Origin of the sequence: Stenotrophomonas sp. MMGLT7, assembly GCF_021168555.1 — a bacterium.
In the GTDB taxonomy this organism is placed as follows: domain Bacteria; phylum Pseudomonadota; class Gammaproteobacteria; order Xanthomonadales; family Xanthomonadaceae; genus MMGLT7.
The window spans coordinates 229,414-250,236 of record NZ_JAJOZS010000004.1 but is presented as its reverse complement, the minus strand read 5'-3'; the positions used below and the strand labels follow the sequence as shown (position 1 = coordinate 250,236).

The window sequence follows — 20,823 nt, the reverse complement described above, 5'->3', positions numbered from 1 at the left end:
CGCGCCGCGACGCCGGGCAGGTCGACCTGCCCGGCGCGTCCGCGCTCACGGCGCCGCCGGGCGCAGCTGGAACTGCTCGAAGCCGGCCGCAAGCCGCACCGGATCGGGCACGTCGAAAGCGGGCGCCTCGCAGTCGGCGGCGATGGCGCCGCCGCCGTGGCGCAGCTGCTGCAGCGACCAGTTGCGCACGCCGGCCACGCGCAGTTGCGCGACCAGCGCATGCAGTTCCCGCGGCGGGAACAGCTCCGGCGCCCAGGTGGTCCTGCATTCGTAGTGCACGCCGCTGCGCAGCAGCAGTTGCAGCGATGCCTCGACCCGCGCCGCGCTGCCGGGACAGCGGGTGATGGCGTCGTAGCGGTGCCAGGGCGCCTTGATGTCCAGGCCGACCCAGTCCAGCAGCGGCAGCAGCCGCTGCAGCTGGCGCGGGTACATGCCGCCGGTATGCAGCGCGGCGAGGAAGCCGCGCCGCTTCACCTCGGCCACCGCCTCGTGCAGGCGCGGCTGCGCGGTCGGCTCGCCGCCGGAGAACACCACCGCATCGAGCAGGCCGCGGCGGCGGTCGAGGAACTCCAGCACCTGGTCGAAGCCGATCGCGCCCGGCGCGCGCGCCGGCAGCAGGTGCGGGTTGTGGCAGTAGCCGCAGCGCCACGGGCAGCCCTGCAGGAACAGCACCGCCGACAGCCGGCCGGGGAAGTCCAGGCTGCTCATCGGCACCATGCCGCCTATGCGGATCATGCCGCGCGCGCGGAGCTGCCCGGCTGCGGGTGCTCGACGAAGCAGCGGCGCTCGGCGTACTCGCCGCGCTTGCCGACGTTGAAGCTGGAGACGGGACGGTGGTAGCCCATCACCCGGGTCCAGACCTCGCAGCGTTGGCGTTCGTCGTCGCGAAGGGTGATGGCGGAGGAAGCAGGGTCGTATTGCATGGAGGCACTCCTTGTGGAAGGCGCTCAGGCGACCGCGGCGGCGCGTTTGCGCTGCAGCAGTTCCTGGTCGCAACGGGGGCAGAACTCGTGCTCGCCGGCCAGGTAGCCGTGTACCGGGCAGATCGAGAACGTCGGGGTGACGGTGAGGTAGGGCACGCGGAAGCGGGTCAGGGCGCGCCGCACCAGGTCGCGGCAGGCGCGGCCGCTGGACAGGCGCTCGGCCATGTACAGGTGCAGCACGGTGCCGCCGGTGTAGCGCGCCTGCAGCGCCTCCTGGTGCTCCAGCGCGGCGAACGGGTCGTCGGTCCAGCCGGCCGGCAGCTGCGAGGAATTGGTGTAGTAGGGCTGCTCGGGCGTGCCGGCCTGGAGGATGCCGGGCCAGCGCCGGCGGTCTTCGCGGGCGAAGCGGTAGGTGGCGCCCTCGGCCGGCGTCGCTTCCAGGTTGTACAGGTGGCCGCTACTTTCCTGGAACTGCTGCATGCGCGCGCGCACGTGGTCGAGCAGGCGCGCGGCGAAGGCGTGGCCCCAGGCGCTGGCGATGTCGTGGCGGTCGCCGCTGAAGTTGCGCAGCATCTCGTTGATGCCGTTCACGCCGAGCGTGGAGAAGTGGTTGCGCAGCGAGCCCAGGTAGCGCTTGGTGTACGGGAACAGGCCCTGGTCGATCAGCGACTGCACGGTCCGGCGCTTGAGTTCCAGGCTGCGCATGCCCAGCTCCAGCAGTTCGTCCAGGCGCGCCAGCAGCGCCGCCTCGTCGCCGCGATGCAGGTAGCCCAGGCGCGCGCAGTTGATCGTCACCACGCCGACGCTGCCGGTCTGCTCGGCGCTGCCGAACAGACCGTTGCCACGCTTGAGCAGCTCGCGCAGGTCCAGCTGCAGGCGGCAGCACATCGAGCGCACCATGCCCGGGTCGAGCTCGGAGTTGATGAAGTTCTGGAAGTACGGCAGGCCGTACTTGGCGGCCATCTCGAACAGCCGCTGCGCGTTCTCCGACTCCCACGGGAAGTCGGCGGTGATGTTGTAGGTCGGGATCGGGAAGGTGAACACCCGGCCCTTGGCGTCGCCGGCACTCATCACCTCGATGTAGGCGCGGTTGATCATGTCCATCTCGGCCTGCAGCTCGCCGTAGGTGAACGGCATCTCCTCGCCGGCGATGAACGGGGTCTGCTGGCGCAGGTCCTCCGGGCAGGTCCAGTCGAAGGTGAGGTTGGTGAACGGGGTCTGCGTGCCCCAGCGCGAAGGCACGTTGAGGTTGTAGATCAGCTCCTGCACGCACTGCAGCACCTCGCCGTAGGCCATGCGGTCCTTGCGCACGAACGGCGCCATGTAGGTGTCGAACGAGGAGAACGCCTGCGCGCCGGCCCATTCGTTCTGCAGCGTGCCGAGGAAGTTGACGATCTGCCCGACCGCCGAGCCCATGTGCCGGGGCGGGCCGGCCTCGACCTTGCCGGGCACGCCGTTGAGCCCTTCGTAGAGCAGCGTGCGCAGCGACCAGCCGGCGCAGTAGCCCGACAGCATGTCCAGGTCGTGGATGTGCAGGTCGCCCTCGCGGTGGGCGCGGCCGACCTCGGGCGGATAGACCCGGTCGAGCCAGTAGTTGGCGACGACCTTGCCGGCCACGTTGAGGATCAGGCCGCCGAGCGAATAGCCCTGGTTGGCGTTGGCGTTGACCCGCCAGTCGGCGCGGCCGAGGTACTCCTCGATGCTGGCCACCGGATCGATGGAAGTCCGGGAAAGCGTAGCGGCGGCGGCCTGGCGGGAAGGATCGGATTGCATGGGTTGGGACTCACAAACACATCATGTTGTGTTTATGGTGTACCCAAACAACTACATATTGATTGATATGGATCAGGTTCGCTGCAGATCGTTCCGTCTCAGTGTTGCTGCGACGAAGCCGCGGTGGCGATCGACACCCCCGGCAGGCGCTGCTGGCGGCCGGTTCGCCAGCCGGCGACGGGCGGTGCGATAATCCCGCCATGAGCGAATCCCCCTACAAGAGCGGCACCACCCACTTCGGCTTCCGCGACGTCGATGCCCGCGACAAGCAGAAGCTGGTCGGCCAGGTGTTCACCTCGGTCGCGCGCAACTACGACCTGATGAACGACCTGATGAGCCTGGGCATCCACCGGGTGTGGAAGCGCTACTTCGCTGCCACCTGCCAGGTGAAGCCGGGCGACCGCGTGCTCGACCTGGCCGGCGGCACCGGCGACATCGCCGCGCTGCTCAGGGAGCGGGTGGGCGAGGACGGCGAGATCGTGCTGGGCGACATCAACGCCGGCATGCTGTCGGTGGGGCGCGACCGCCTGACCAACCGCGGCCTGGTGTCCGGCTTCGAGTACGTGCAGTGCAACGCCGAGGCGCTGCCGTTCCCCGATGCCAGCTTCGACCTGGTGACCATCGCCTTCGGCCTGCGCAACGTCACCGACAAGGACGCCGCGCTGCGCGAGATGTACCGCGTGCTCCGGGTCGGTGGCCAGGCGCGGGTGCTGGAGTTCTCCGAGGTCACCGCCGACTGGTTCAAGCCGATCTACGACTTCCATTCCTTCCAGGTGCTGCCGCGGCTGGGCAAGCTGTTCGCCAACGATGCCGACAGCTACCAGTACCTGGCCGAGAGCATCCGCAAGCACCCGCCGCAGGACGAACTCAAGGCGATGCTGGCCGAAGCCGGCTTCGCGCGCTGCCACTACAAGAACCTCAGCGGCGGCATCGTCGCGATCCACTCCGGCTACAAGGTTTGAGGGGGCGGGATTCGGGATTGGGGATTGGGGATTCGCAAGAGCGGATTCTCTGGCGTGTCACCGGATAGGTAACCCCGGCTTTGCGAATCCCCAATCCCGAATCCCCAATCCCCGCCTTTCGGTAGAATCCCAGGCTTTCCCGATCCGGTTGCCTTCATGCGATTCCCGATCCTGCTGTCCCTGGCCGCGCTGCTCGCGGCCGGCTGCTCGAAAGAGCCCGCCGCTCCCGCCGAGCCCGCTTCCACCCCCGCAAAGGCCGCTGCCGTGACGCCCGTCGCCCGCAACCACGACGAAAGTTCCTATGCCGAGCCGGACAAGGTCGTCATCAAGGACCTGGCGCTCGACCTGAAGGTCGATTTCGACGCCAAGCAGATCGGCGGCACCGCCACCTACCAGCTCGACTGGAAGGACCCGCAGGCCACGCAACTGGTGCTCGACACCCGCGACCTGGCCATCGCGCAGGTCGAGGGCGGCGACGGCAAGGGCGCCTGGGCGCCGCTGCAGTACGCGCTGGCCCCGGCCGACAAGGTGTTCGGCAGCAAGCTGACCATCGAGGCGCCCACCCGCCCGCAGCAGGTGCGCATCGGCTACCGCACCTCGCCGCAGGCCTCCGGCCTGCAGTGGCTGGAGCCGTCGATGACCGAGGGCAAGCAGCTGCCCTTCATGTTCAGCCAGTCGCAGGCGATCCACGCGCGCAGCTGGGTGCCGCTGCAGGACACCCCGAGCGTGCGCTTCACCTACAGCGCGCACGTCACCAGCCGCCCGGACGTGATGGTGCTGATGAGTGCCGACAACGACCCGCACGCGGCGCGCGACGGCGACTACAGCTTCAAGATGCCGCAGCCGATCCCGTCCTACCTGCTGGCCATCGCCGCCGGCGACCTGGTGTTCAAGCCGATCTCCGAGCGCTCGGGCGTGTGGGCCGAGCCGGCCATGGCCGACAAGGCCGCCAGGGAGTTCGAGGACACCGAGAAGATGATCGGCGTGGCCGAGCAGCTGTACGGCCCGTACCGCTGGGGCCGCTACGACATGCTGGTGCTGCCGCCGTCGTTCCCGTTCGGCGGCATGGAGAATCCGCGCCTGACCTTCGCCACCCCTACCGTGATCGTCGGCGACAAGTCGCTGGTGTCGCTGGTGGCCCACGAACTGGCGCACAGCTGGTCCGGCAACCTGGTGACCAATGCCAGCTGGAAGGACATCTGGCTCAACGAGGGCTTCACCACCTACGTGCAGGCGCGCATCACCGAGGCGCTGTACGGCAACGAGATGGCCGAGATGGAGCGCCAGATCGACCAGACCGACCTGCTCAACGAGGTCAAGGACATGAGCCCGGCCGACCAGGCGCTGGCGCTGCCGCCGCTGGCCTCGCGCGACCCGGACGAGGCGCTGAGCCAGGTGGCCTACGTCAAGGGCGCCTGGTTCCTGCAGTTCCTGGAGCAGCGCTTCGGCCGCGAGACCTTCGACCCGTTCCTGCGCGGCTGGTTCGACAGCCACGCCTTCCAGAGCGCGACGACCGACCAGTTCGTCGACTACCTCAAGCAGAACCTGCTGCCGAAGAACCCCAACGCGGTGACCCAGGCCGAACTGGACGCATGGCTGAACGAGCCGGGCATCCCCGCCTTCGCCACCCGCGCCAAGTCGCGCAACTTCTCCATCGTCGACACCGCGCGCATCGCCTGGTCCGGCAGCGGCACGCTGCCCAACGCGCAGCTGAGCTCGGAGTGGGGCACGCAGGAGTGGGTGCACTTCATCGACGGCCTCGGCGCCACGCTCAAGCCCGAGCAGCTCAAGCAGCTCGACGATGCCTACCACTTCACCGGCACGCCCAACGGCGAGATCGCCATGCGCTGGTACCCGCTGGCGATCCGCAGCGGCTACACCGCCGCGCTGCCGGCCGCCGGCGCGTTCATCGAGCGGGTCGGCCGGCGCAAGCTGATCCTGCCGATCTACGCCGAACTGGTGAAGACGCCCGAGGGCCTGGCCTTCGCCAAGGACGCCTTCGCCAAGGCGCGACCGGGCTACCACCCGATCACCACCGGCTCGGTGCAGGAGATGATCGCCAAGGCCGAGGCCGGCAGCGCGAAGTAACTCGCTGCGGCGCTGCGTGGACGCATGAAGGCGGGCCTTGGCCCGCCTTCATGCTGTGCGTCCTACTCCGAATCCCGTAGGGACAAGCAGAGCCGGCAATCTCCCTTCTCCCGCTTGCGGGGGAAGGTGGCGCGCAGCGCCGGATGGGGGGGCTTTTGCTTTCCCATGCTCCAGGCAGCCCCCATCCGCCCTTCGGGCACCTTCCCCCGCAAGCGGGAGAAGGGGATCCTGGGATCCAGCAACAGCTGGCATCGGGGCTTCGCGAGGACATCGCCCCGCCTTCCTGGCCGCTTGCATCACCCCGACGGGGTGTGGACGATGGCCGGACATCGCCGATGCGGTGCCTTTTCGATGGAGCCCGGATGAAACGCATGCTGTTGATCGCGACCTGCGCGCTGGCGCTGGCCGCATGCACCGACCGCGAGGCCCAGCGCCAGGCCCAGGCCGCCGCGCAGGCGCAGGCGCGCGAGCAGGCGGCCGACGACGTCGCCCGCCAGTACGACAGCGCCGTGCAGGCGCAGGACTGGGACAAGGCGCGCGTCCATGGCGCCGCGCTGCTGGACCAGTACGCCGGCACCGCCGCCGCGCAGCGGATCGAACCCGGCTACGCCGAGGTCAAGGCCAGGGGCGAGCAGCGCCGCGAGCAGCGCCGGCTGGAGTCGCTGTGGCAGTACGCGCAGGTGGCCGAGAAGAGCGGTACCCAGCGCTCGGCGCTGATCTACGCCCGCGACAGGGTGGACGTGGACGGCAGCGGTCCCAAGCCGGTGAGCCTGGTGTTCCGCGACCACCCGCAGTGGAAGCGGCACAGCTACCTGGTGCTGCAGGCCGGCGACTTCGATTGCTACCGCGGCTGCAGGGTGCAGGTCGCCGCCGACGGCGGCAAGCCGAGGGCGCTGGCCGCGCACCGGCCGGACACCGACGAGGCCATCGCCATGTTCATCGACGACGACAGGGCGCTGTGGAAGCTGCTGCGCGCGAGCGAGTCGGTGGAGATCACGTTCCCGGTCAAGGCCGGCGGTACCCGGACGGCGGTGTTCGAGGTCGGCGGCCTGGACGCCAAGCAGCTGCCCGGCTGGGGCTGAGGTGATCGCCTGCCCGCGGCAGAGCGTTCGCCTCTCGCTGTAGGAACGACGTAGGAGCGACTTCAGTCGCGATGAGGCTTTCCCGGTACAGCCCCATCGCGACCGAAGTCGCTCCTACAGGGGGCGGAGCGGGCGGCTACAGCGAATAGCCGAACTGCTGCTTGAACTGCTCGTTGAACTCGGCGAAGTCGAAACGCTGGGTCTGCGTTCCCGGGTGCTCGACCTTCAGCGCCCCCATCAGGTTGCCCATGCGGCCGATGGTCAGCCAGTCGTAGCCGTTCTCGATGCCATAGATCAGCCCTGCGCGGAAGGCGTCGCCGCAGCCGGTGGGGTCGACCACGCGGCGCTCGTGCGCCGGCGGGATCGAGTACGACTTCTCCGGGGTATGGATCACCGCGCCCTTCGGCCCCTGGGTGGTGATGTAGGCCTTCACCCGCTGCACGATCTCGTGCTCGTCCCAGCCGGTGCGCTGCTGCAGCAGGTTGGACTCGTAGTCGTTGACCACCACGTAGTCGGCCTGCTCGATGAACTCGCGCAGCTCCGGGCCGTTGAACAGCGGCATCGCCTGGCCGGGATCGAAGATGAAGGGCACCCCGGCCTCGAAGAATTCGGCCGCGTTCTGGATCATGCCCTCGCGCCCGTCCGGGCCGACCAGGCCCAGGGTCACGCCCGGCACGTCCTTCACGTGGTTCTCGTAGCTGCGCATCATCGCCCCCGGGTGGAAGGCGGTGATCTGGTTGTTGTCGTGGTCGGTGGTGATGAACGCCTGCGGGGTGAACAGCTCGTCGATCACCTTGACCCGCGACAGGTCGATGCCCAGGCCCTCGAAGTACTCGCGGTAGGGGCCGAAATCCTGGCCCACGGTGCCCATCGGGATGGGTCTGCCGCCCAGCAGGTGCAGGTTGTAGGAGATGTTGCCGGCGCAGCCGCCGAACTCGCGGCGCATGCGCGGCACCAGGAACGAGACGTTCAGGATGTGCACCTTGTCCGGCAGGATGTGGTTCTTGAACTGGTCCGGGAACACCATGATGGTGTCGTAGGCAAGGGAACCACAGATCAAAGCGGACATCGGGTAGGGCCTGTGCGAGGGGGTTTTCCCGGCGGTGGCGAAAGGACACGCGGGGCGGCGGCTGGCGCGTCGCGGCGCAAAGGTTAACGGCTGCGGCCGGCAAGGGCCAGAAGCGGACGCATGCCGGCGCGTCCGGACCCGGCCGCCAGGGGCCGCAGGCCGCGTTTTTACAAGAATTTTCCTTGCCCGCACCCGGGTGGGTTGCTAGGCTAGCCGACCTTGTTATCTGCCCATTTTTTCGCCATTCGGCGCGCGGGCGCGGCACTGCCAGGATCGATTTCCCCGATGTTCAAGAAACTGCGCGGCATGTTCTCCAACGACCTGTCCATCGACCTGGGCACGGCCAACACCCTCATCTACGTGCGCGGCCAGGGCATCGTGCTGAACGAACCGTCGGTGGTCGCGGTGCGCCAGGACCGCGCCATCGGCGGCACCCGCTCGGTCGCCGCGGTGGGCGCCGAGGCCAAGCAGATGCTCGGCCGCACCCCCGGCCACATCACCACCATCCGCCCGATGAAGGACGGCGTGATCGCCGACTTCACCTATACCGAGGCGATGCTCAAGTACTTCATCAAGAAGGTGCACAAGTCGCGCTTCCTGCGCCCGAGCCCGCGCGTGCTGGTGTGCGTGCCGGCCGGCAGCACCCAGGTCGAGCGCCGCGCGATCAAGGAATCGGCCGAGGAGGCCGGCGCCCGCGACGTCTACCTGATCGAGGAGCCGATGGCCGCGGCGATCGGCGCCGGCCTGCCGGTGACCGAGGCGCGCGGCTCGATGGTCATCGACATCGGCGGCGGTACCACCGAGGTGGCGGTGATCTCGCTCAACGGCATCGTCTACTCGCAGTCGGTGCGGGTGGGCGGCGACCGCTTCGACGAGTCGATCACCAACTACGTGCGCCGCAACCACGGCATGCTGATCGGCGAGGCCACCGCCGAGCGGATCAAGCTGGAGATCGGCTGCGCCTACCCGCAGTCGGAGATGCAGGAGATGGAGATCTCCGGGCGCAACCTCGCCGAGGGCGTGCCGAAGATGATCAAGATCAACTCCAACGAGGTGCTGGAGGCGCTGCACGAGCCGCTGTCGGGGATCGTCTCGGCGGTCAAGCTGGCGCTGGAGCAGACCCCGCCGGAGCTGTGCGCCGACGTGGCCGAGCGCGGCATCGTGCTCACCGGCGGCGGCGCGCTGCTGCGCGACCTGGATCGCCTGATCAGCGAGGAGACCGGCCTGTACGTGCAGGTGGCCGACGACCCGCTGACCTGCGTGGCCCGCGGCGGCGGCCGCGCGCTGGAACTGGTGGACATGCACGGCAACGAGTTCTTCGCGCCGGATTGAGGCTGGGGATGGGGAACCGGGGACGGAGAATGGGGTGGCTCCTTTCCAGTCGATGGCACCTCCCGGTTCCTGCCAGAAACGCCGAGCTTGCCCCCGCATGGTCGAAACGGAGCATGCTTCTGCCTTCCTATTCCCTTTTCTCCATTTCCCACTCCCGGCCTTAACCCGTGCCGTCCTACGGTCCCTCCGCTGCCGTCCGTCCGAGTGAAGCCGCCGGCCCCCTGCGGCTGCTGGCCTATCTGGCGCTGGCGATCGCCCTGATCGTGCTCGATGCGCAGGCGGACTGGCTGGCGCGGCTGCGCGGGCAGGCCAATCTGCTGGTGCAGCCGGTGTGGGCGCTGGCCGGGCTGCCCGGGCGCATCGGCGTGCAGGTCAAGGACAATGCCGCCACCCATGCGCAATTGGTGGAGGAGAACCGCGATCTGCGCAACCAGCTGCTGGTGGCCAACGCGCGGCTGACCCGGCTGCAGACCGCCGCGCTGGACAACGCCCAGCTGCGCGAGCTGCTCAACGTGGCCGAGCGCAGCGGCCTGGACGTGCAGCTGGCGCCGATCCTCGACATCGACCTGGACCCGACCCGGCGGCGGCTGGTGCTCGACGCCGGCAGCCGCGAGGGCGTGCAGGTGGGGCAGGCGGTGATCGACGCCGGCGGGCTGATGGGCCAGGTGATCGCGACCACGCCGATGCACTCGACCGTGCTGCTGCTGACCGACCCCGACCACGCGGTGCCGGTGACGGTGGCGCGCACCGGCGTGCGCCTGATCGTCTACGGCCGCGGCGACCGCCTGGAACTGCGCGACGTCCCGCTCAGTGCCGGCGTGCAGGTCGGCGACGAGATCGTCACCTCCGGCCTGGGCGGGCGCTTCCCGGCCGGCTTCCCGGTCGGCACCATCGCCGCGCTGCGGCCCGACGACACCCATGCCTTCCTGGTCGGCGACCTGACCCCGGCGGCCCAGCTCGATCGCGGCCGCGACGTGCTGCTGCTGCGGCAGGCGCCGGCTGCCGCAGCGGGAATCGGGAGTCGGGAATCGGCAGTGGGCAAAAGCGAAGGCGCGGCACCTGTGGAGCCGGCGCGGGATGCGGAAAACGGCAAGAGCGAAGCCGTGCCGCCCGTGCCGGGAAACGCGCCTGCCTCTCCCGATTCCCGCCCGGCTCCGCAGGAGACGGGCCCGTGAGCCGCCCGCGCAGCAAGACCTGGGTGCTCCCGGTCAGCGTACTGCTGGCGCTGCTGCTGGGCCTGCTGCCGCTGCCCGGCTGGCTGCAGCCGCTGCGGCCTTACTGGCTGGCGCTGGTGGTGGCCTACTGGGTGATCGAGACCCCGGAGAAGGTCGGCCTGGGCTTTGCCTTCGCGGTCGGCGTGGTCGCCGACCTGCTGTACGGCGGCCTGCTCGGCGAGCAGCCGCTGCGGCTGGTGATCATGGCCTTCATCCTGCAGCGCTTCCGCGCCCGCATCCGCTTCTTCCCGCTGTCGCAGCAGGCGCTGGCGATCGGCGGGCTGCTGGTCAACGACCGCATCGTCGCCACCGCCGCGCACCTGGCCATGGGCGAGCCGACGCTGCCGTGGCTGTACTGGTGGGCGCCGCTGCTGGGCGCGCTGCTGTGGGCGCCGCTGTTCGTGGTGCTCGACGCGCTGCGGCTGGGCAGGCGCGGCAAGTAGGCCGGGGCCATGATGTCCAGCCGCCAGGTCAAGAACCCGCACGCCGAGGCCGAGCAGTTCCGCCGCCGCGCCGCGCTCGGCTTCGCCGTCGTGCTGCTGGCGCTGCTGGGCCTGGGCGGCTGGTACTTCAAGCTGCAGGTGCTCGACCACGACATCTACGCCACCCGCTCGGAGGCCAACCGCATCAAGCCCAAGCCGGTGGTGCCCGGGCGCGGCATGATCTACGACCGCAACGGCCGCCTGCTGGCCGAGAACGTGCCGGCGTTCCGCCTGGACGTCACCCCGGACAAGGTCGCCGACATGGACGCGCTGCTGGCCGGGCTGGGCAAGGTGGTCGCGCTGAGCCCGGAGGACATCGAGCGCTTCAACCGCGAGCGCAAGGCGCGCCGCGGATTCCTGCCGGTGACGCTGAAGCTGCGCGTGAGCGACGAGGAGATGGCGCGCTTCGCGGTGGACCGCTGGCGCTTCCCGGGCGTGGAGCTGGAGCCCTACCTCACCCGCCGCTATCCCTACGGCGAGCTGTTCGCGCACATCATCGGCTACGTCGGCCGCATCGACGAGAAGGACCTGGAGACGCTGGGCGAGGGCAATGCCGCGCTGACCCATATCGGCAAGTCCGGGCTGGAGCGCTACTACGAGCAGCAGCTGCGCGGCAAGGTCGGCTACGAGCAGGTGGAGACCAACGTGCAGGGCAGGGCGATCCGCACCGTCGGCCGGGTGCAGGCGCAGTCCGGCGCCGACCTGCGGCTGTCGATCGACGCCGACCTGCAGCGGGCGATGGTGGCCGCGTTCGGCCGCTTCGAGGGCGCGGCGGTGGCCATGGATCCGCGCAGCGGCGAGATCCTGGCCATGGTCAGCCTGCCCAGCTACGACCCCAACCTGTTCGTCAACGGCATCTCCCATGCCGATTTCAAGGCGCTCAACGACAACCCCTCGCGGCCGCAGTTCAACCGCCTGGTGCTCGGCGGGGTGGCGCCTGGCTCGACCATCAAGCCGATGATCGCGCTGGCCGGGCTGGACAGCGGCGTGCGCCGGCCCGAGGACAGGGTGCTGTCCACCGGCATGTTCTACCTGCCGGGAGTGAGCCGCGGCTGGGGCGACGCCAACCGCGGCGGCCACGGCTGGACCGACCTGCGCAAGTCCATCGCCCAGTCGGTCAACACCTACTACTACCGGCTGGCGCTGGACCTGGGCATCGAGCGCTTCGACCAGTACCTGGGCAGCTACGGCCTGGGCCAGCCCACCGGCATCGACCTGGTCGGCGAGATCGGCGGCATCCTGCCCTCGCCGCAGGCCAAGTACAAGGCGCGCAAGGAGCGCTGGTATCCCGGCGACACCGTCAACGCCAGCATCGGCCAGGGCGACTGGAAGGTGACGCCGCTGCAACTGGTGCGCGCGGTGGCGGGGATCGCCGACGGCCAGCTGCGGCGGCCGCACCTGGCGGTGGAACAGCGCACCGGCTTCGACAGCGACTGGCAGCCGCTGCCGCAGCCGCCGGGCAAGCCGATCAGCCCGGACCCGGAGCACCTGCGCGCGGTGCGCGAGGGCATGATGGCGACCATGCAGCCCGGCGGCAGCGGCGCGCGCGTGGCCGCCGGGGCGCCGTACACCATGGCCGGCAAGACCGGCACCGCCCAGGTCACCAGCCGCCGCGGCACCGCCGCGGTCAACCCGCTGAGCCTGCCGATGCACCTGCGCCACCGCTCGCTGTTCGTCGGCTTCGCGCCGGCGGAGAACCCCACCATCGTGGTGGCGGTGGCGGTGGAGGGCGGCGGCTACGGCGGCAGCACCGCCGCGCCGATCGGCCGCAAGATCTTCGATGCCTGGCTGCTGGGCCGCATGCCCGACGGCCTGCAGCCGCTGGACAGCGAGCTGGGTGCCACCGCCCTGGGCGCGCATCCGTTCGTGGCCGAGAACCCGCAGCTGCGCCAGGCCGGCGACCAGGCCGCGCTGGAGCTGGGCACGCTGCCGGTGCAGATCGGCGCCGCCGTGATCGAGCCGGCCGCCGCTGCGTCGCCGCTTCCGCCGCCGCCGCCGGACGTGCCGTCCGAGATCCCGGAGCACGGACAATGAGCGATTTCCTGCGCTGGCTGGGCGATATCGGCCATCGCGCCACGCGCACGCTGGACTGGCCGCTGCTGCTGGCGCTGCTGGCGCTGATGTCGGTCGGCCTGGCGGTGATGCGCAGCGCCGGCGGCGACGGCCTGGTGATCGCGCAGGGCAGCCGCTTCGCGGTGGGCCTGGCGGCGATGTGGCTGCTGTCGCGGGTGCCGGTGCCGCGCCTGCGCGCGTGGACGCCGCTGATCTACGGCCTGTCGATGCTGCCCCTGCTGGCGGTGTTCGTGCTCGGCACCGGCAAGTACGGGCGGCAGTGGCTGGACCTGAAGGTGTTCTACCTGCAGCCGGCCGAGCTGCTGAAGATCAGCCTGCCGATGATGGCGGCCTGGTACCTGCACCGGGTGCCGCTGCCGCCGCGCATTCCCGCGGTGCTGGCGACGGCGGTGATCATCGGCGTGCCGACCACGCTGATCATGCTGCAGCCGGACTTCGGCACCGGCGTGCTGATCGCCGCCAGCGGCGTGTTCGTGCTGTTGCTGGCCGGGCTGCCGTGGTGGTGGGTCGGGGTGGCGGTGGCGGGCGTGGCGGCGGTCGCGCCGGTGGCCTGGTTCTGGCTGCTCAAGCCCTACCAGAAGGACCGCATCCTGATGTTCCTGGACCCGGAGAGCGATGCGCTGGGCGCGGGCTGGAACATCATCCAGTCCAAGATCGCGATCGGCTCGGGCGGTTTCGACGGCAAGGGCTGGGGCCTGGGCTCGCAGTCGCACCTGAACTTCATCCCCGAGCAGACCACCGACTTCGCCTTCTCGGTGTTGAGCGAGGAATTCGGCTGGATCGGCGTGGCCACGGTGCTGGCGCTGTACCTGGTGGTGATCGCGCGCTGCCTGTGGATCGCCGCGCAGTCGCGCGATACCTATTCGAGGCTGCTGGCCGGCGCCACCGGCCTGGCGTTCTTCGTCTACGTGCTGGTCAACGGCGGCATGATTTCGGGATTGTTGCCGGTGGTAGGGGTGCCGATGCCGCTGATCAGCTATGGTGGCACCTCGGCGGTATCGCTGCTGGCCAGCCTGGGGCTAGTGATGGCAGTGAGGGAATACCGTCCCGTACACGGGTACTGAAAGTTCCACTGCAGGCACCAAAGTACATGCCGGCGTCGACGCGTTCGTCACCGCCGTTCTGATCGTGCGTTTGTATCCGGGGCAATTTGATCTCCATCAATACCCTTGTCAATTGCCCGGTCGCATACTCGCCCCGTCACTCCCCATGGAGTTGTTTATGGCCTTCAAAATTGCAGTACTTAAGGAAACGCAAGCGGACGAGTGCCGCGTTGCGATGGTGCCTTCGCAGCTGGCGCGGTTCGCCAAGCTGGGTGCGGAGGTGGTGATGGAACGCGGTGCCGGCGTGGCCGCACGCTTCCGAGACTCCGATTACAAGGACGTCCAGTTCCAGGACGATGCCAAGTCGCTGGTGGCCGCGGCCGATGTCGTGTTCGCCGTGCAACCGCCGTCCCCGGAAGTGGTGGCGGCAATGAAACCGGGCGCGTGGCTCGCCAGTTTCGTCTATCCGCAGAAGGTCCCGGCACTGCTGCCGGTGCTGCGCGAGAAGAAGATCTCCTGCTTCGCGATGGAGACGGTGCCGCGCATCAGCCGTGCGCAGGCAATGGACGCACTGTCCAGCCAGGCCGCACTGGCGGGTTATTACGCGCCGTTGCTGGGCGCGGTGCACCTGCCGCGGATCCTGCCGATGATGACCACCGCGGTCGGCTCGCTGCGTGCCGCGCAGGTGCTGGTGATGGGCCTGGGCGTGGCCGGCCTGCAGGCGCTGGCCACCGCCAAGCGCCTGGGCGCGGTCACCGAGGGCTACGACGTGCGTCCGGAGACGCGCGAGCAGGCGCAATCGGTCGGCGCCAAGTTCGTCGACACCGGCATCGACGCCACCGGCCAGGGCGGCTACGCCCGCGAACTCACGCCGGAAGAGCAGGCCAAGGCCGCCGAGGTGCTGACCCGCCACATCCAGAAGGCCGACCTGATCATCACCACCGCCAACGTCCCCGGGCGCAAGGCGCCGCAACTGGTCAGCCGCGCGCAGATCGAGGGCATGAAGTCCGGCTCGGTGATCGTCGACCTGGCGGCCGACAGCGGCTGCAACTGCGAGGGCGCCGAGCCGGGCAAGGACGTCGCCATCGGCCCGGCACTGATCATCGCACCGTTCAACGTACCGTCGCGACTGGCGCAGCACGCCAGCGAGCTGTACGCCAAGAACCTGTTCAACCTGCTCGGACTGATCGTCAAGGACGGGGCGCTGGCGCCGGACCTGACCGACGAGGTGGTGGCAGGCACGCTGCTGTCGCATGACGGCAAGATTCTAAACGCGGCCGCGGCGGCGCTGTTGGAAAAGGAGGCTTGAGATGGATTCCGCACTACTGACAATGAGCTGGCTGGTCGCGCTGTACGTGTTCATGCTGGCCGCATTCACCGGATACGAGGTCATCGGCAAGGTGCCGTCGATCCTGCATACGCCCTTGATGTCCGGTTCCAACTTCGTCCACGGCATCGTCGTGGTCGGTGCGCTGCATGCGCTGTTCAACGCCACCAGCCCGGTGGGCCAGGCCATCGGCTTCGTGGGCGTGGTGCTTGGCGCGGCCAATGCGGCCGGTGGCTATGTCGTCACCGAACGCATGCTGGCGATGTTCAAGCCAAGCAACAAGGCGGCCCCCACGGCCGCAAAGGAGTAAGCCATGGCCAGTCTATTGGTTGCATTGGGCGGCTTTGTCGCGGTCCTGTTGTTCATCTTCGGCCTGAAGCGCATGTCTTCGCCGGTCACCGCCACGCACGGCATCATCGTCGCCGGCTGGGGCATGGTGCTGGCGGTGGCGGTCAGCTTCCTCTACCTCGTCGACGTACAGCCCGAGGCGATGCCGCTGCGCACCACCAACGTGGTGCTGGCGCTGCTGGCGCTGGCCATCGGCGGCATCTGGGCATGGCGCGGCGGCAAGAAGGTGCCGGTCACCGACATGCCGCAGATGGTGGCGCTGTACAACGGCATGGGCGGCGGTTCGGCCGCGGCGCTGGCGGCGGTGGTGCTGTTCGAGCATGGCGGCGAGCAGGCCAGCCTGCTGCACCAGATCGTCACCGTGCTCGGCGCGCTGATCGGTTCGATCTCGCTGTCCGGCTCCATCATCGCCTGGGCCAAGCTCGACGGGCGCATGAACAGCGCCTTCCGCTTCGGCGGCCAGCGCGTGTTCAACGGCCTGGTGTTCATCGCCGCGGTGGTGGTGGGCGGGCTGACCGTCGCCTACGGCACCGACTCGCTGACCTGGCCGCTGCTGTTCTTCGTGCTGGCGCTGGCCTTCGGCGTGCTGATGACGCTGCCGATCGGCGGTGCCGACATGCCGGTGGTGATCTCGCTGTACAACGCCTTCACCGGCCTGGCCGTGGCGCTGGAAGGCTTCGCGCTTGAGAACCCTGCGCTGATGATCGCCGGCATGGTGGTCGGTTCGGCCGGTACCCTGCTGACCTTCCTGATGGCCAAGGCGATGAACCGTTCGCTCGCCAACGTGCTGTTCAGCAACTTCGGCGAGAGCGCGGCCGGCGGCGACCAGAAGATCGAGGGCAGCATCACCTCGGTCGATGCGGGCGATGCCGGCGTGACCATGCGCTATGCCAGCAGCGTGATCATCGTCCCCGGCTACGGCCTGGCGGTGGCACAGGCGCAGGCCAAGCTGTACGAGTTCGTCAAGCTGCTGCAGGCCGCGGGCGTGGACGTCAAGTTCGCCATCCACCCGGTCGCCGGGCGCATGCCGGGCCACATGAACGTGCTGCTCGCCGAGGCCGGCGTGCCCTACGACCTGATCTACGACATGGACGACATCAACGACAGCTTCGCCAGCACCGACGTGGCGCTGGTCATCGGTGCCAACGACGTGGTCAACCCGGCCGCGCGCACCGACAAGAGCTCGCCGATCTACGGCATGCCGATCCTCAACGTGGACCAGGCGCACCAGGTGTTCGTGATCAAGCGCGGACAGGGCAAGGGCTACGCCGGCGTCGAGAACCTGTTGTTCTACCAGGACAACTGCGACATGGTCTATGGCGACGCGCTGGCCGTGCTCAACAGCATGGTGCAGTCGGTCAAGGCACTGGGCGAATGAGGTCCGGGCGCCGGCGCATCCGCGCCGGCGCCTGCCCTGCATCAACCAGCCGGAACAGGTTTTGCGGCATCGCCGCAGGGAGTAATGCTCATGACGATTGCAGGAAAAGTGGCGCTGGTCACCGGCGCCGGACAAGGGATCGGCCGCGGCATCGCGCTGCGCCTGGCACGTGACGGCGCCGCCGTCGCGCTGGTGGACGTGAAGGCCGACAAGATCGAGGAGGTGGCCGGCGAGATCCGCGCGCTCGGCCGCAAGGCGACCACGTTCGTGGCCGACATCTCCGACCGCGACCAGGTGTTCGCGGCCGTCGACCACGCCGAGAAGGAACTGGGCGGCTTCGACATCATGGTCAACAACGCCGGCATCAGCCAGGTCAAGCCGCTGGCCGACGTCACCGTCGAGGAGGTCGAGCGGATCTACCGCATCAACGTGCAGGGCACGCTGTGGGGCATCCAGGCGGCGGCGGCCAAGTTCAAGGCGCGCAAGCAGAAGGGCAAGATCATCAACGCCAGCTCGATCGCCGGGCACGAGGGCTATGCGCTGCTCGGTGTCTACTCGTCGACCAAGTTCGCGGTGCGCGCGCTGACCCAGGCCGCGGCCAAGGAGTACGCCAGCGACGGCATCAACGTCAACGCGTACTGCCCGGGCGTGGTCGGCACCGACATGTGGGTGGACATCGACAAGCGCATGTCCGAGGTCACCGGTGCGCCGATCGGCGCCACCTACGAGAAGTTCGTCGGCGGCATCGCGCTGGGCCGGGCCGAGACCCCGGACGACGTGGCCGCCTTCGTGTCCTACCTGGCCGGCCCCGACTCGGACTACATGACCGGGCAGGCGCCGTTGATCGACGGCGGGCTGGTGTACCGCTGAGTCTTTGGGGTGCTGCCGCCCGCATCCCGGGGCGGGATGCGGCGGCGGCGTTTTTTCGCGCGGCGCATGGCGGCAATGCACGCCATGGCGCCGACCGATCGCGCCTGTGCCGTCCCGTTCCCTGAAACACGACCAAACCCATAGAAGGGTGGGGCTGTAAATTTCTTTTGTTTCATGGTGTTATTGAGCGGACTTCATCTGAAATCTGCTAGTCTCGCCCGATGACCCGACGCCTGCTGGCTTGCCTGATCACCTTCGGCCTCGTCGCCTGTGCGACCCAGCCGCAGTCCCCGTCGCCCCCGCCCGAGGCCGCGACCCAGCCCACCGGCACGCCCGCCGCGCTCCCGCCGGCCGCGTCCGCGATGCCGGCCGAGGCCGCGCCCGAGGCCGCCGCGCCCACCGCGCCGCCGGTGGACCTGACCCCGGTGCCGTTCGAGACCGCGCGCGCCAACTTCGTGCGCGACACCGCGGCCCGCTACGGCATCGACCCGGCCAGCATCGAGGCGACCCTGGCCCAGGCCCAGTTCAAGGATGCGATCGTCGCCGCGATGTCGCGCCCGGCCGAGCGGGTCAAGCCGTGGAACGAGTACCGGCCGATGTTCATCAGCCAGGCGCGCATCAACGGCGGCCGCGCCTTCCTGGCGCAGCATCGCGACGAGTTGATGCGGGTGCAGGCCGCCACCGGCGTCCCGGCCGAGGTCATCGTCGCCATCATCGGCGTGGAGACCAGCTACGGCGCCAACACCGGCAAGTACCGCGTGCTCGACGCGCTGTACACGCTGGCGTTCCGCTACCCGCGCAGCGGCGATCCGGACAAGCTCGAACGCGAAGTGCGCCGCGAGCTGTTCTTCCGCGACGAGCTGGGGCAGCTGTTCGCGCTGGCCAAGGAGGAGCGGCTGGACATCGCCTCGCTCACCGGCAGCTACGCCGGGGCGATGGGGCTGGGCCAGTTCATGCCCTCCAGCTACCGCGAGTTCGCGGTGGACGGCAACGGCGACGGCCACCGCAACCTGTTCAGCGACTACGACGACGCCTTTGCCTCGATCGCCAACTACTTCGTCAGCAAGGGCGGCTGGGTGCGCGGCGGCCAGGTCGCGGTGCCGGCCACGCTCGCCGCCGGCCACGAGGAATTCAATCCCGCCGACTGGACGCCGCGCTACACCCTGGCCGAGCTGTCCGCGCGCGGCTACCACGCCAGCGCGCCGGTGACGGCCGGAGCCACCGCCACCCCGATCACGCTGGAGGCCAGCACCGGCAAGCAGTACTGGCTCGGTTTCCAGAACTACTACGCGATCACCCGCTACAACATTTCCAAGATGTACGCGATGGCCGTGTTCCAGCTGTCCCAGGCCATCGCCGGACAGGAGCTGCCGCCGGCATGAACGCAAAACCGCTCGTCCCCGCATTGATCGTGCTGGCGCTGGCCGCGTGCAGCAGCGCCCCCAAGAAGCCGGCCGCGGCGAGCAGTGCGGTGGCCGGGATGAAGGTGCAGGGCAAGGGGCCGGCGCACGTCGCCACCGGCTGCCCCTCGACCTCGCCCTACGCCGCCGCGCAGGAGGACCTGTCCACGCGCGGCAACTACACCGCCGGCGGCCTGTACGCGCCGGGGGTCAAGGACACCACGCCCGACTACGTGCCCAACGTGGCCTGCATCCCCGAGCCGCTGGTCAGCAACGAGCCGCGCTCGCCGATCGGCAACCAGTCGCCGTACCAGGTGCTGGGAAAGACCTACAAGGTGATGAACGACGTCGCCGGCTATGTCGAGAAGGGCACCGCGTCCTACTACGGCGGCAAGTTCCACGGCCGCCTGACCTCCAACCGCGAGGTGTACGACATGTACGCCTTCACCGCCGCGCACAAGACCCTGCCGCTGCCCAGCTTCGCGCTGGTGACCAACCTGGACAACGGCGAGTCGGTGGTGGTGCGGGTCAACGACCGCGGCCCGTTCCACGATGACCGCGTGGTCGACCTCAGCTACGCGGCGGCGGTGAAGCTGGGCATCACCCAGCGCGGCACCGGGCGGGTGGAGGTGCGCGCGCTGACCGAGGCCGACAACGCCGGACTGCTGGCCAGGCGCCGCATGCAGGGCGGCGGCACCGTCGTCGCCAGCGCCGCCGCAGCCAGCACCGTGGCGCCCGCGCCCGCCGCGGCCAGCGACATCGACAGGCTGGTGCAGCGCCTGCCGGCCAGGAGCGTGGCCGCCGCGCCTGCCACGACGGCCGTCGCCAGGGCCGCCACGCCAGCCGCCACCGCCGCTCCGGCCGCGAGCGCGCCTGCTGCGGGTGCGACCGCGCCGGGCGAGCGCTGGCGTTACCGGGTGGCCGATTCCAAGGATCCGGGCAACGCCGACAACTTCGACGCCTGGATGAAGTCCCAGGGCGTGCGCGTGGCCACCGGCAAGCCGGCCGCGGTCGCCGCAACTCCCGCCGCGACGGTGGCGGCCGCACCCGCTCGCCAGTCCCGTCGCAGCGCCCGCGCCGCCGCGGCCGAACCGCAGCCGCAGGCCGCCGCGCCCGCGCCGGTGGCCGTGGCACAGGTCGCGGCGGCCCCGGCCCCGGCGCCGCAGCCGGCGGCTGCCGCCAGCCCGACGATGATGCAGTCGGCGCTGGGCAACATCCTGTTGCAGGTGGCCAGCTTCGCCAGCCGCGAGAACGCCAACCGGGCGCTGTCGCAACTGGCCTCGGCGGGCATCCCCGGCGCCAGCCTGAGCGACATCGCCAGCGGCGGCCGCACCATGTGGCGGCTGCGGGTGCCGGCGCCGGACCATGCCTCGGCCGCGGAACTTGCCAGCCGCATCGCCGGTCTGGGGTTCGGGCGGCCGCAGATCGTCAAGGACTGACCACCGCCGCTGCCGCCGAC

Annotated in this window: 16 protein-coding genes and 1 pseudogene; 14 read left to right on the top strand and 3 right to left on the bottom strand. The window is 69.6% G+C overall.

Translation table 11 applies throughout. From position 1 onward, the window contains the following. Positions 1-45: 45 nt before the first annotated feature. On the bottom strand, positions 46-735 hold the full coding sequence (locus tag LRX76_RS07800; RefSeq protein WP_231803772.1) for an anaerobic ribonucleoside-triphosphate reductase activating protein: 690 nt from the start codon (positions 733-735) through the stop codon (positions 46-48). Further along, a pseudogene (locus tag LRX76_RS07795) lies at positions 732-2,696 on the bottom strand (ribonucleoside triphosphate reductase). The gene LRX76_RS07800 and the pseudogene LRX76_RS07795 overlap by 4 nt, the downstream one beginning before the upstream one ends. A gap of 200 nt (positions 2,697-2,896) precedes the next feature. Here LRX76_RS07795 and ubiE point away from each other — a divergent pair. From ubiE to LRX76_RS07780, 3 genes are all read left to right on the top strand, one after another. Continuing rightward, a complete protein-coding gene (gene ubiE, locus LRX76_RS07790; RefSeq protein ID WP_231803770.1) occupies positions 2,897-3,658 on the top strand; it encodes a bifunctional demethylmenaquinone methyltransferase/2-methoxy-6-polyprenyl-1,4-benzoquinol methylase UbiE in 762 nt (253 codons plus the stop codon). Between the two features lie 156 nt (positions 3,659-3,814). After that, on the top strand, positions 3,815-5,746 hold the full coding sequence (locus tag LRX76_RS07785) for a M1 family metallopeptidase (protein WP_231803768.1): 1,932 nt from the start codon (positions 3,815-3,817) through the stop codon (positions 5,744-5,746). A gap of 362 nt (positions 5,747-6,108) precedes the next feature. Further along, positions 6,109-6,828 carry a hypothetical protein gene (locus LRX76_RS07780; RefSeq protein ID WP_231803766.1) on the top strand — a complete coding sequence of 240 codons (720 nt, stop codon included), beginning with the start codon at positions 6,109-6,111 and terminating at the stop codon, positions 6,826-6,828. Positions 6,829-6,964: 136 nt separating this feature from the next. Here the strand turns inward: LRX76_RS07780 and LRX76_RS07775 are convergent, their stop codons facing one another. Beyond that, entirely contained in the window at positions 6,965-7,897 is a 933-nt protein-coding gene (locus LRX76_RS07775; protein WP_231803764.1) for a carbohydrate kinase family protein, read from the bottom strand. A gap of 285 nt (positions 7,898-8,182) precedes the next feature. On the opposite strand from LRX76_RS07775, the gene LRX76_RS07770 reads away from it, so the two are divergent. From LRX76_RS07770 to LRX76_RS07720, 11 genes are all read left to right on the top strand, one after another. Beyond that, positions 8,183-9,229, top strand: coding sequence for a rod shape-determining protein (locus tag LRX76_RS07770; protein ID WP_231803762.1), 1,047 nt, complete (start codon positions 8,183-8,185; stop codon positions 9,227-9,229). A 167-nt stretch (positions 9,230-9,396) separates the two neighbouring features. Next, positions 9,397-10,404 carry a rod shape-determining protein MreC gene (gene mreC / locus LRX76_RS07765; RefSeq protein WP_231803760.1) on the top strand — a complete coding sequence of 336 codons (1,008 nt, stop codon included), beginning with the start codon at positions 9,397-9,399 and terminating at the stop codon, positions 10,402-10,404. After that, positions 10,401-10,886, top strand: a complete 486-nt coding sequence (mreD, locus tag LRX76_RS07760; RefSeq protein WP_231803758.1) for a rod shape-determining protein MreD — start codon at positions 10,401-10,403, stop codon at positions 10,884-10,886. Before mreC ends, mreD begins: the two co-directional genes overlap by 4 nt. 9 nt (positions 10,887-10,895) lie before the next feature. Beyond that, a complete protein-coding gene (gene mrdA / locus LRX76_RS07755; protein ID WP_231803756.1) occupies positions 10,896-12,959 on the top strand; it encodes a penicillin-binding protein 2 in 2,064 nt (687 codons plus the stop codon). Then, complete coding sequence (gene rodA / locus LRX76_RS07750; protein ID WP_231803754.1) at positions 12,956-14,062, top strand: rod shape-determining protein RodA; 1,107 nt, start codon at positions 12,956-12,958, stop codon at positions 14,060-14,062. Before mrdA ends, rodA begins: the two co-directional genes overlap by 4 nt. Positions 14,063-14,207: 145 nt before the next feature. Further along, positions 14,208-15,350 carry an NAD(P) transhydrogenase subunit alpha gene (locus LRX76_RS07745; RefSeq protein WP_331716762.1) on the top strand — a complete coding sequence of 381 codons (1,143 nt, stop codon included), beginning with the start codon at positions 14,208-14,210 and terminating at the stop codon, positions 15,348-15,350. 1 nt (position 15,351) lies between these two features. Continuing rightward, positions 15,352-15,678: an NAD(P) transhydrogenase subunit alpha gene (locus tag LRX76_RS07740; protein WP_231803750.1), complete on the top strand. Its 327-nt coding sequence runs from the start codon at positions 15,352-15,354 to the stop codon at positions 15,676-15,678. Between the two features lie 3 nt (positions 15,679-15,681). Further along, positions 15,682-17,094 carry an NAD(P)(+) transhydrogenase (Re/Si-specific) subunit beta gene (locus LRX76_RS07735; RefSeq protein ID WP_231803748.1) on the top strand — a complete coding sequence of 471 codons (1,413 nt, stop codon included), beginning with the start codon at positions 15,682-15,684 and terminating at the stop codon, positions 17,092-17,094. Between the two features lie 90 nt (positions 17,095-17,184). Next, the gene (locus LRX76_RS07730; protein WP_231803746.1) at positions 17,185-17,964 is read left to right on the top strand and encodes an acetoin reductase; all 780 of its coding nucleotides are present in this window, start codon (positions 17,185-17,187) and stop codon (positions 17,962-17,964) included. Positions 17,965-18,185: 221 nt separating this feature from the next. After that, the gene (mltB, locus tag LRX76_RS07725; protein WP_231803744.1) at positions 18,186-19,346 is read left to right on the top strand and encodes a lytic murein transglycosylase B; all 1,161 of its coding nucleotides are present in this window, start codon (positions 18,186-18,188) and stop codon (positions 19,344-19,346) included. Beyond that, on the top strand, positions 19,343-20,803 hold the full coding sequence (locus LRX76_RS07720) for a septal ring lytic transglycosylase RlpA family protein (RefSeq protein ID WP_231803742.1): 1,461 nt from the start codon (positions 19,343-19,345) through the stop codon (positions 20,801-20,803). The genes mltB and LRX76_RS07720 overlap by 4 nt, the downstream gene beginning before the upstream one ends. Positions 20,804-20,823 lie beyond the last annotated feature (20 nt).

Coding starts and splice junctions, on each gene's coding strand:
- LRX76_RS07780 (WP_231803766.1), top strand. CDS start 6,109: ATGAAACGCATGCTGTTGATCGCGACCTGCGCGCTGGCGCTGGCCGCA.
- LRX76_RS07720 (WP_231803742.1), top strand. CDS start 19,343: ATGAACGCAAAACCGCTCGTCCCCGCATTGATCGTGCTGGCGCTGGCC.
- LRX76_RS07800 (WP_231803772.1), bottom strand. CDS start 735: ATGATCCGCATAGGCGGCATGGTGCCGATGAGCAGCCTGGACTTCCCC.
- LRX76_RS07730 (WP_231803746.1), top strand. CDS start 17,185: ATGACGATTGCAGGAAAAGTGGCGCTGGTCACCGGCGCCGGACAAGGG.
- rodA (WP_231803754.1), top strand. CDS start 12,956: ATGAGCGATTTCCTGCGCTGGCTGGGCGATATCGGCCATCGCGCCACG.
- mrdA (WP_231803756.1), top strand. CDS start 10,896: ATGATGTCCAGCCGCCAGGTCAAGAACCCGCACGCCGAGGCCGAGCAG.
- LRX76_RS07735 (WP_231803748.1), top strand. CDS start 15,682: ATGGCCAGTCTATTGGTTGCATTGGGCGGCTTTGTCGCGGTCCTGTTG.
- mltB (WP_231803744.1), top strand. CDS start 18,186: ATGACCCGACGCCTGCTGGCTTGCCTGATCACCTTCGGCCTCGTCGCC.
- LRX76_RS07770 (WP_231803762.1), top strand. CDS start 8,183: ATGTTCAAGAAACTGCGCGGCATGTTCTCCAACGACCTGTCCATCGAC.
- LRX76_RS07785 (WP_231803768.1), top strand. CDS start 3,815: ATGCGATTCCCGATCCTGCTGTCCCTGGCCGCGCTGCTCGCGGCCGGC.
- ubiE (WP_231803770.1), top strand. CDS start 2,897: ATGAGCGAATCCCCCTACAAGAGCGGCACCACCCACTTCGGCTTCCGC.
- LRX76_RS07740 (WP_231803750.1), top strand. CDS start 15,352: ATGGATTCCGCACTACTGACAATGAGCTGGCTGGTCGCGCTGTACGTG.
- LRX76_RS07775 (WP_231803764.1), bottom strand. CDS start 7,897: ATGTCCGCTTTGATCTGTGGTTCCCTTGCCTACGACACCATCATGGTG.
- LRX76_RS07745 (WP_331716762.1), top strand. CDS start 14,208: ATGGAGTTGTTTATGGCCTTCAAAATTGCAGTACTTAAGGAAACGCAA.